Source organism: Georgenia sp. 311 (assembly GCF_006151955.1).
GTDB classification, from domain to species: domain Bacteria; phylum Actinomycetota; class Actinomycetes; order Actinomycetales; family Actinomycetaceae; genus Oceanitalea; species Oceanitalea wutianyii.
This window is the reverse complement of sequence record NZ_VDFS01000051.1, coordinates 1-8,612: the sequence shown is the minus strand read 5'-3', so window position 1 is coordinate 8,612 and position 8,612 is coordinate 1. Positions and strand designations below refer to the sequence as shown.

At 70.3% G+C, this 8,612-nt stretch carries 9 protein-coding genes; 8 read left to right on the top strand and 1 reads right to left on the bottom strand.

What is annotated here, in order from left to right; genetic code table 11:
- Positions 1–538: 538 nt before the first annotated feature.
- On the bottom strand, positions 539–2,008 hold the full coding sequence (locus FHE66_RS10980) for an NAD-dependent malic enzyme (protein ID WP_139073001.1): 1,470 nt from the start codon (positions 2,006–2,008) through the stop codon (positions 539–541).
- 211 nt (positions 2,009–2,219) lie between these two features.
- On the opposite strand from FHE66_RS10980, the gene FHE66_RS10975 reads away from it, so the two are divergent.
- From FHE66_RS10975 to FHE66_RS10940, 8 genes are all read left to right on the top strand, one after another.
- Positions 2,220–2,789, top strand: coding sequence for a DoxX family protein (locus FHE66_RS10975; protein WP_230976546.1), 570 nt, complete (start codon positions 2,220–2,222; stop codon positions 2,787–2,789).
- Positions 2,790–2,942: 153 nt separating this feature from the next.
- The gene (locus tag FHE66_RS10970) at positions 2,943–3,281 is read left to right on the top strand and encodes a carboxymuconolactone decarboxylase family protein (protein ID WP_168202649.1); all 339 of its coding nucleotides are present in this window, start codon (positions 2,943–2,945) and stop codon (positions 3,279–3,281) included.
- 10 nt (positions 3,282–3,291) lie between these two features.
- Positions 3,292–3,558, top strand: a complete 267-nt coding sequence (locus tag FHE66_RS10965; protein ID WP_218013690.1) for a DUF6457 domain-containing protein — start codon at positions 3,292–3,294, stop codon at positions 3,556–3,558.
- A gap of 22 nt (positions 3,559–3,580) precedes the next feature.
- Positions 3,581–4,519: a 4Fe-4S dicluster domain-containing protein gene (locus FHE66_RS10960; protein WP_139072999.1), complete on the top strand. Its 939-nt coding sequence runs from the start codon at positions 3,581–3,583 to the stop codon at positions 4,517–4,519.
- 88 nt (positions 4,520–4,607) lie between these two features.
- Positions 4,608–4,943: a hypothetical protein gene (locus FHE66_RS10955; protein WP_139072998.1), complete on the top strand. Its 336-nt coding sequence runs from the start codon at positions 4,608–4,610 to the stop codon at positions 4,941–4,943.
- Between the two features lie 25 nt (positions 4,944–4,968).
- Positions 4,969–5,142 (top strand): Sec-independent protein translocase subunit TatA, encoded by a 174-nt coding sequence (tatA, locus tag FHE66_RS10950; protein ID WP_139072997.1) that lies wholly within the window; start codon positions 4,969–4,971, stop codon positions 5,140–5,142.
- Positions 5,143–5,174: 32 nt separating this feature from the next.
- On the top strand, positions 5,175–5,918 hold the full coding sequence (gene tatC, locus FHE66_RS10945) for a twin-arginine translocase subunit TatC (RefSeq protein WP_139072996.1): 744 nt from the start codon (positions 5,175–5,177) through the stop codon (positions 5,916–5,918).
- Between the two features lie 154 nt (positions 5,919–6,072).
- Positions 6,073–8,520, top strand: a complete 2,448-nt coding sequence (locus FHE66_RS10940; RefSeq protein WP_139072995.1) for a DMSO/selenate family reductase complex A subunit — start codon at positions 6,073–6,075, stop codon at positions 8,518–8,520.
- Positions 8,521–8,612 lie beyond the last annotated feature (92 nt).

Genomic DNA, 8,612 nt, shown 5'->3' with positions numbered 1-8,612 from the left:
GCCGGCAGGCAATCCAGGCAAACCCACCCACGGAAAGGAAACCGCGAGCAGGCAACCAAACAAACAGACCCTCAAACACCCAGCCCTGAAAGACCGGACGCCATCAGATCTAAATGGCATCAAAAAACTTGGCACACTGTTGAGTTCTCAAGAAACAGACACACACCACCCTGAACCAGCCAGTCCGGCCAGCCCCGGCGCGGGGCAACTACTCCAAGTTACACGGTCCGGCTCAGTTCTCCAAATCCGCCTCAGCGGGCCGGATCACTGTCCATCTCGGTGTCACTGCCTCCCCCGCGGACCACGCTTCGCAGCGCATCCTGTGGGGGTTCGTTCGGCGGGACCGGCCACCGGGCTTCTTGGCCCTCGGTGTCCGTGCCTCCCTTGCCGACATCGGAATCTTAGGCAGGTGGCAGTCCGCGGGTCAAACCACCGCCCACGCCCGACAGGATGCCAGTTTTCCGCGGAACGGCGCGGAAAGCTCGGTCAGGTCCCGCAAGGCGACCGGGTCCTGTGAGTCGACGCACAGGACCTCTTCTCACGGCACGAGCGGGCGCCCGGGCCAGGTCACGCGGGCGTCCTCCACGCCCGGGTCGGCGGGCGCCGGGCTGCGTCCTGCCGCCTGGGCCTCCTCCGCCTCCTGGCGCACGGCGTCCGCCACGGCCTCCGCCACGCGGGGGTCGAAGACACCGGGGATGACGAAGGACGGGTTGAGCTCGTCGTCGCCGACGACGCCGGCGATCGCCACCGCGGCCCGGCGGAGCGTCTCCTCGGTGATGTCGCAGGCGCCGGCGTCGAGCAGGCCGCGGAACAGGCCGGGGAAGGCGAGGACGTTGTTGATCTGGTTCGGGTAGTCGCTGCGCCCGGTGGCCACGACGGCGGCGTGGGCGGCCGCCTCGATCGGGTCGACCTCGGGCACGGGGTTGGCGAGGGCGAAGACGATCGCGCTGTCGCCCATCCGCGCGACGTCCGCGCCCGTGATGATGTTGCCCGCGCTCACGCCGATGAACACCTCGGCCCCCTCGAGCCCGTCCTGCAGGCTGCCGGTGACCCCCTCGGGGTTGGTGTGCTCGGCGATCCAGCGGTGGTGCTCGCCGGAGGTGTCACTGCCGCGGTGGATCGCCCCGTCGCGGTCGAACCCGACGATGTTGCGGGCGCCCTGGGCGTGCAGGAGGCGGATGATCGCCGATCCGGCGGCCCCGACCCCCGCGACGACGATCCGGACGTCCTCGATCCGCTTGCGCACGACCTTGAGCGCGTTGATCAGCGCCGCGAGCACGACGATCGCCGTGCCGTGCTGGTCGTCGTGGAACACCGGGATGTCGAGCTCCTCGCGCAGTCGCCGCTCGATCTCGAAGCAGCGAGGCGCGGAGATGTCCTCGAGGTTGACCCCGCCGTACACCGGGGCGATCGCCTTGACGATCGAGATGATCTCCTCGGTGTCCGTGGTGTCCAGGCACACCGGCCAGGCGTCGACGCCGGCGAACTTCTTGAACAGGGCGGCCTTGCCCTCCATGACGGGCAGGGCCGCCGCCGGGCCGATGTTCCCCAGCCCCAGCACGGCGGTGCCGTCGGTGACGACGGCGACGGTGTTGCGCTTGATCGTCAGCCGCCGCGCGTCCTCCGGGCGCTCGTGGATCGCCATGCACACGCGCGCGACACCGGGGGTGTAGGCACGGGAGAGGTCACGTCGGGTGCGGAGCGGGACCTTGAGACCGACCTCGATCTTCCCGCCCAGGTGCATGAGGAACGTGGAGTCGGAGACCTTGAGGACGCGGACGTCCGACAGTGCCTCGAGCGCGTCGACCACCCGCTGGCTGTGCGCGCCGTCGATGGTGTCGCAGGTGAGGTCGACGAGAAGGTGGTCGGTCGTCGACTGCGCGATGTCCACCCCCGTGACCGAGGCACCCTCGCCGGCCACCGCCGCGACCAGCTCGCTCGTGGCGGCCTGGGACGCGGGGACCTGCACCCGCATGGTGATCGTGTAGCTCGGGCTGGGCAGGGCCATCGCTGTCTGTTCCTCTCCACGGCATTGCGGATCCACGGCGGTGCGGACCCTCCGACACTATCCGCCCCGGCGGGGCGCGCGCCCCCGTCGGAAGGCCGGTTCGCGAGACGGTGGGGAATATCGGGACTTTGGCCCCTATATCCGGACATGTCGGGCTGTCAGTCTGATCTCACAACCCAACCACGCAGGACCTCTCAGAGGGAGAACTCAGATGGCACCTTCAAAGACGTCGGTCCGCCCCCCGGCACCGACCTCCGGCAAGCCCCTGTACATGGACGACATCGTCGTCCGTCCGGCCGCTCAGTCGGTGCTCGCCGTCAGCCGCATCATCATCGGCTTCTACTTCCTGTGGGCCTTCCTCGACAAGACCTTCGGCCTCGGCTTCACCACGCCGACCGAGCGCGCCTGGATCAACGGCGGCACTCCTGCCCAGGGCTACCTCAACAACCTCCCCCCGGAGCAGCCGCTGGCCGAGCTCTTCCAGTCGCTCTTCGCCAACGCCTTCGGTGACGTCCTGTTCATGGCCGGCCTCCTCGGCATCGGCATCGCGCTCATCGCCGGCGCCGGACTGAAGATCGCGGCCGTCGCCGGCACCGCGCTCATGCTCTTCATGTACCTCGTGTCGCTGCCCTGGGTCGGCGAGCACGGCACCAACCCCATCCTCGACTCCCACGTCATGGAGGCGCTGCTCCTCATCATCCCGGCCGTCACTCTCGCCGGTGACAAGTGGGGGCTGGGCAAGTGGTGGGCCGGCAAGGTCGGCAACGGCTGGCTCCGCTGACCCCTCCCCCGGACGCCGAGAGCACCCGCTCTCGGCGTCCACTCATGTGTACGCACCCGAGCCGCCCCACCTGACGGGGCGCGGGGTGAGGACGACGACGGGCGAGCTCCCAACCCCGAGCCGCGGAAGTCCCGCTGTGCCACGATGACCGGCATGGACGAGCACACCGACCACCTGCCCGAGATCTACCGTTCCTTCCGCCGCCGGTTCCCCGACGTCGTCCACCGGCACGACGCTGTCGCCGAGGCCGTCGACGCCGCCGGCCCGCTCGACGAGCAGACCCTGCGCCTCGTCAAGCTCGGCATCGCGCTCGGCGCGCAGTCCGACGGCGCGGTCCGGTCCAACGTGCGCAAGGCCCTGGAGGCCGGCGTCAGCCGGGAGGCGATCGAGCAGGTCGTCCTCCTCGGACTGACCACGCGCGGCTTCCCGGCGACCATCGCCGCCTGGAAGTGGACGAGCGAGGTCTTCGACAATGAGCAGCCCGACGCCTGAGGACGGTCGCATGGCGCAGATGCGCCAGTGGCTCGCGGCCGTGTGCGCCGAGCTCGGGCTGGACCCGGCGCTGCTCGACGGCGTCACCGACGAGCTGCTCGACCTCATCCGCGACGTCGCGCACGGCCCGTCGCGGCCGGGTGCCCCGCTCACCGCCTTCCTCGTCGGGCTCGCGGCGGCGGGCGGCGGGCAGCTCGACCCGTCCACCACCCGGGAGAGGGTGCACGAGCGGGCGGCTGCGGTGGACCGACTCGTCTGGTCCTGGTCGCCCGCCTGAGCAGATCGGGCACCATGGAGACATGGCCGATCCCACCCGGCAGCTGCTGCGCTGGCTGGCCGCCCACGACGTCCCCGGGCGCGTCCTGCTCCTGTGCGCGGACGCCCCGCTCCCCCCGGTCGCACGCGACACCCTCGTCGTCCGTCTTCCGGGCTGCCTCAAGGACACCGGCATCGGCCTGCCCGCCCAGCTCCTGGCCTCCGGCGTCGGCGCCGTCGAGGTCACCGCGTGCCCGAGCGCCCCCGAGGAGGCGGCCGCGCAGGTGACCGGCTGGACCCAGGTCCTCGGCGACCGGGTGCGGAGGCACACCGCTCCCCCGCTGCTCCGGCGCGGGCGCCCGACGGTGCTCACCCTCGGCCAGGTTCCCCTGCCGCGGCGCGTCGTCCTCGGCCTCGGCGGCCTCGACGCCGCCCCGCTGGACCTCGACCTCGACGACGCTGCCCGCACGATCGCCGCCCTGCGCCTCCTCGGCGCCGCGCCTCGGCCCGACGCCGCCACCCGGGCCGACAGCGAGGACGTCGCCCCGTCCGAGCGCGACGTGCTCGCCGCGGCGGGTCCGCCGAGCGCGGCCGCCGCCCTCGCCGTGGACGGCTGCGTCGCCTGCGGGGTGTGCGTGCGTGCCTGCCCGCACGACGCGCTCGTCCTCGACCACGACGGCGACACGAGCACCCTCACCCACCTGCGCGAGGACTGCCGCGCGGAGCTCGAGTGCCTGCGACTGTGCCCGGTGGACGCCTTCTCCACCTCCGGGTCGCTCCCTCTTGCCGACGTGCTCGCCGTGCCCACCGCCGTCCTCGCCGAGGTGAGAACGGCCACGTGCGAACGGTGCGGCGCACGCCACCCGGCCGACGAGGGCCCACTGTGCGCCACCTGCCGTTTCCGCGAGGGCAACGCCTTCGGCTCCTCGATGCCGCCCGGACTCGCCGAGCGACTGGCGCGCCGTCGCGACGAGTCGACCTGAGCCCTCGCTCCTCGCGGGACCAAAGACCCCGAACTGGGCGAAAGCGGCGAGCCTACGCTCGGAGGGCCACCACGAGAGGAGTAAGCCTGTGAACCTGTTCGGCGTCAGTTCCGTCGAGCTCGTCATCATCCTCGTCGTCGTGGTCCTCACCATCGGGCCGAAGGGGCTGGCCCAGGCGCTGCGCGCCTTCCGCAAGGTCGTCGACTTCGGCCGGTCGTGGAGCGCGAAGCTGCGCGAGGAGGCCCGCCGCGACGTCGTCGGCCTCGACGACGTCGACCTCAGCGGCCTCGACCTCAGCCAGCTCGACCTGCGGCAGTACGACCCGCGGGAGATCGTCCGGCAGGCGGTGCGTGAGGAGATGGAGGCCTGGACCAAGCAGGCCGGCCACCAGCCGGGCAAGAGCCCCGACCCGACCCGCCCTTGAGGCCCGACAACGGAGAACCGCCACCATGCGTCCCACCCACATCCTCGTCCTGCTCATCGTCCTCATCATCCTCTTCGGCGCCAAGCGCCTGCCCGACGTCGCCCGGTCCATCGGCCAGTCGATGAAGGTGTTCAAGAAGGAGATCACCGAGCTGCAGGAGGACGAGACCCCGGCTCCCGCCCACACGCCGGACAAGTGACCGTGCGCCGCCGCGAGAACCCCACGGCGGCCATGAGCGTCGGAGCCCACTTCAAGGAGCTCCGCAAGCGGCTCGTGCTCGTGCTCGTCGGGCTGGGGATCGGGACCACCGTGGGCTGGTACCTCTACGAGCCGATCATGGAGTTCGTCCAGCGCCCGCTCACCGAGCTCGGCAGCGTCAACCCGCAGCTGAACTTCCAGACGATCGGCGCCGCGTTCGAGCTCCAGTTCCGAGTGGCGTTCTGGGCCGGGGCCATCCTCAGCAGCCCGTGGTGGATCTACCAGATCGGGGCCTTCATCGGCCCGGGCCTCAAGCGCGCCGAGAAGCGCACCGCGTTCGCGTTCGGCGCCGTCGGCGTCCTGCTGTTCGGCGCCGGCGCCGTCGCCGGCGTGCTCATCGTCCCCCGCGCCGTCGGGGCGCTCATCTCCTTCGTGCCCGAGGGAGCCGCCACGCTGCTCAGTGCGGGCTCGTTCGTCACGTTCTACATGTACCTCGTCATCGCCTTCGGGCTCTCGTTCCTCCTGCCGGAGATCCTCGTCGCGCTCAACTTCCTGGGCGTGCTCTCCGCGCGGACGATGCTGGCCGGCTGGCGCTGGGCCGTCGTCGTCGCGTTCACCTTCGCCGCGGTGATCAACCCGGTCCCCAACCCGGTGCCGATGATCATCCAGGCACTCGGTCTCGTCGTGCTGTTCTTCCTCGCGGTGGGGGTCTCCGCGATGCGCGACGCCAGTGTGCGCAAGCGTCAGGCCGAGGACCCGGTCCCGGTGGCCGCCTGAGCCCGACTCCGGGATAAATCCCCCGGGCGTTGCGAATATCCCGCGGATTTCCGCGGAATTCCGCGGAAATCCGTGGACGTAGGTCCTACGTCTTCATCAGTTGTCACTGGTGTGCTGGCTGTGGTCCAGGCCATACACATCGGAGGCAACACGAATGGTCACCCCACAGTCAGCGACGACGCGGCCGCGCCCCAGCCGCCGCACCTTCCTCAAGTGGTCGGCCGCGACGGGCGGAGCGGCCGCACTCGTCTCGACGGCCGCCGACCTCGGTATGCCGGGTCGCGCCACGCAGGCGGCTGCGGCCGACGGCATGCCTGGCGTCGACGCGACCGTGTGGAACGCGTGCCTTGCCAACTGCCAGTCCCGCTGCCCGCTGCGCCTGCAGGTCAAGGACGGCACGGTCGTCCGCGTCCTGCCCGACTCCACCGGCTCGGACGAGTTCGGTGACTTCAACATCCGGGCGTGCGTCCGGGGTCGTAACCAGCGCGAGCGGATCTACAGCCCCGACCGCATCAAGACCCCGGTGCGCCGGACCGGCCCGCGCGGCAGCGGCCAGTGGGAGGCGATCTCCTGGGAGGAGGCTCTCGACACGATCGCCTCGCAGATGCGGCGCGTGAAGGAGACCTACGGCAACGAGGCCCTGTGGTACCACTACGGCTCGGGCTCCACCGGCGGGAACATCACCAAGCGCGGCACGTGGCCGCGCCTGCTCAACACCTACGGCGGCTACCTCGGCCAGTACGGGGACTACTCGACGGCTCAGATCACCGCCGCCTTCCCCTACCAGTACGGCGGCTGGATGGCCTCGAACTCTCTCGAGGACGCCCAGAACTCGCGGCTGCAGGTGATGTTCGGGAACAACCCGCTCGAGACGCGGATGTCCGGCGGCGGGGAGCTCGCGGTCGTCCAGAAGGTCCGCGCGGAGTTCGGCGTGCGCACGATCGTCATCGACCCGCGGTACTCCGAGACCGCCCTGGCCGTCGCCGACGAGTGGGTCCCGGTCCGCCCGGGCACCGACGCCGCGCTCGTCGCCGGCATGATCCACGTGATGCTCGCCGAGGACCTGCACGACCAGGCCTTCCTCGACCGCTACTGCGTCGGCTTCGACGAGGACACGCTGCCCGAGGGCGCCCCGGAGAACTCCTCCTACCGCTCCTACATCGAGGGCAAGGGCCCCGACGGCGTCGAGAAGACCCCCGAGTGGGCCGCCGGCATCACCGGCGTCCCCGCCGCCCGCATCCGCCAGCTCGCCCGTGACATCGCCACCGCCAAGCCGTGCGCGATCACCCAGGGCTGGGGATCGCAGCGCCACGCCAACGGTGAGAACGTCGCCCGCGCCGTCTTCACGCTCGCCGCGGCCACAGGCAACATCGGCATCCCGGGCGGCGGCAACGGTGCCCGCGAGGGCAACTACAGCATCCCCGTCACGTCCTTCCCCCTGTTCGACGGCGAGGCTCCCCCGGTCAGCACCCAGATCTCCTGCTTCAACTGGATCGATGCCATCGACCACGGCCCGGAGATGACGGCCGTCAAGGACGGCGTGCGGGGCAAGGACCGGCTCGACGTCGGCATCAAGCTCATGATCGTCAACTCCTCCAACACGCTGATCAACCAGCACAACGACGTCCACGTCACCCAGGAGACGCTGCGCGACGACACCAAGTGCGAGTTCATCGTCGTCATCGACCACCAGTGGACGCCCTCGTGCGACTGGGGCGACATCGTCCTGCCGGCGACGACGAACTTCGAGGAGAACGACCTCATCCCCGGGGCCAGCTGCAGCGACATGGGCTGGTCGATCATCGGCGACAAGGCGATCGAGCCGCTCTACGAGAGCAAGACCGGCTACGAGATGTGCACCGAGCTCGCCCGCCGCCTGGGTATCGAGGAGGAGTTCACCCAGGGACGCACCCAGGAGGAGTGGCGCACCTGGCTCTTCGAGCAGACCCGCGAGACGGTGCCGGACTTCCCCACCGAGGACGAGCTCCGGGAGATGGGTGTCTTCCGCAAGAAGAACCCCGACGGCCACGTCATCGGGATGAAGGCCTTCCGGGAGGACCCGGAGGCCAACCCGCTGGCCACGCCCTCGGGCAAGATCGAGATCTTCTCCCAGCAGCTCTACGAGATGTCCCAGGAGTGGGTCTTCGAGGGCGACCGCGCCGGCGACCGGCTCACCGCCCTGCCCGAGCACCTCGACACCTGGGAGGGAGCGCTGGAGGCCCGCACCTCGACCTTCCCGCTCCAGTGCATCGCCCACCACTACAAGGGGCGCACCCACTCGAGCTATGCCAACCTGCCGCGCAACCTCGAGGCGCACCCGCAGATGCTGTGGATCAACCCGCAGGACGCCGAGGCGCGCGGGGTGGCCAACGGGGACACGATCCTCGTCTTCAACGACCGCGGCACCGTCCGCACCCAGGCGCGGGTGACCCCGCGCATCGCTCCCGGCGTCGTCTCCCTGCCGCAGGGCGCCTGGTACACCCCCGACAAGGACGGGGTGGACGTCGGCGGCAACGTCAACACCCTGATGAAGTACCACCCCTCGCCGCTGGCCAAGGGAAACCCCGGACACACCGCTCTCGTCGACGTGCGAAAGGCCTGATGAGTGATGACTGACTCTCTGACCGAGGCCGGTGCGAACTACGGCTTCTACTTCGACCAGTCCGCGTGCACGGGGTGCAAGGCGTGTGCCGT

Bases quoted from the DNA above. Each gene is read 5' to 3' on its own strand.
- FHE66_RS10980 (WP_139073001.1), bottom strand. From the start codon at position 2,008: ATGGCCCTGCCCAGCCCGAGCTACACGATCACCATGCGGGTGCAGGTC.
- FHE66_RS10975 (WP_230976546.1), top strand. From the start codon at position 2,220: ATGGCACCTTCAAAGACGTCGGTCCGCCCCCCGGCACCGACCTCCGGC.
- FHE66_RS10970 (WP_168202649.1), top strand. From the start codon at position 2,943: ATGGACGAGCACACCGACCACCTGCCCGAGATCTACCGTTCCTTCCGC.
- FHE66_RS10965 (WP_218013690.1), top strand. From the start codon at position 3,292: ATGGCGCAGATGCGCCAGTGGCTCGCGGCCGTGTGCGCCGAGCTCGGG.
- FHE66_RS10960 (WP_139072999.1), top strand. From the start codon at position 3,581: ATGGCCGATCCCACCCGGCAGCTGCTGCGCTGGCTGGCCGCCCACGAC.
- tatA (WP_139072997.1), top strand. From the start codon at position 4,969: ATGCGTCCCACCCACATCCTCGTCCTGCTCATCGTCCTCATCATCCTC.
- tatC (WP_139072996.1), top strand. From the start codon at position 5,175: ATGAGCGTCGGAGCCCACTTCAAGGAGCTCCGCAAGCGGCTCGTGCTC.
- FHE66_RS10940 (WP_139072995.1), top strand. From the start codon at position 6,073: ATGGTCACCCCACAGTCAGCGACGACGCGGCCGCGCCCCAGCCGCCGC.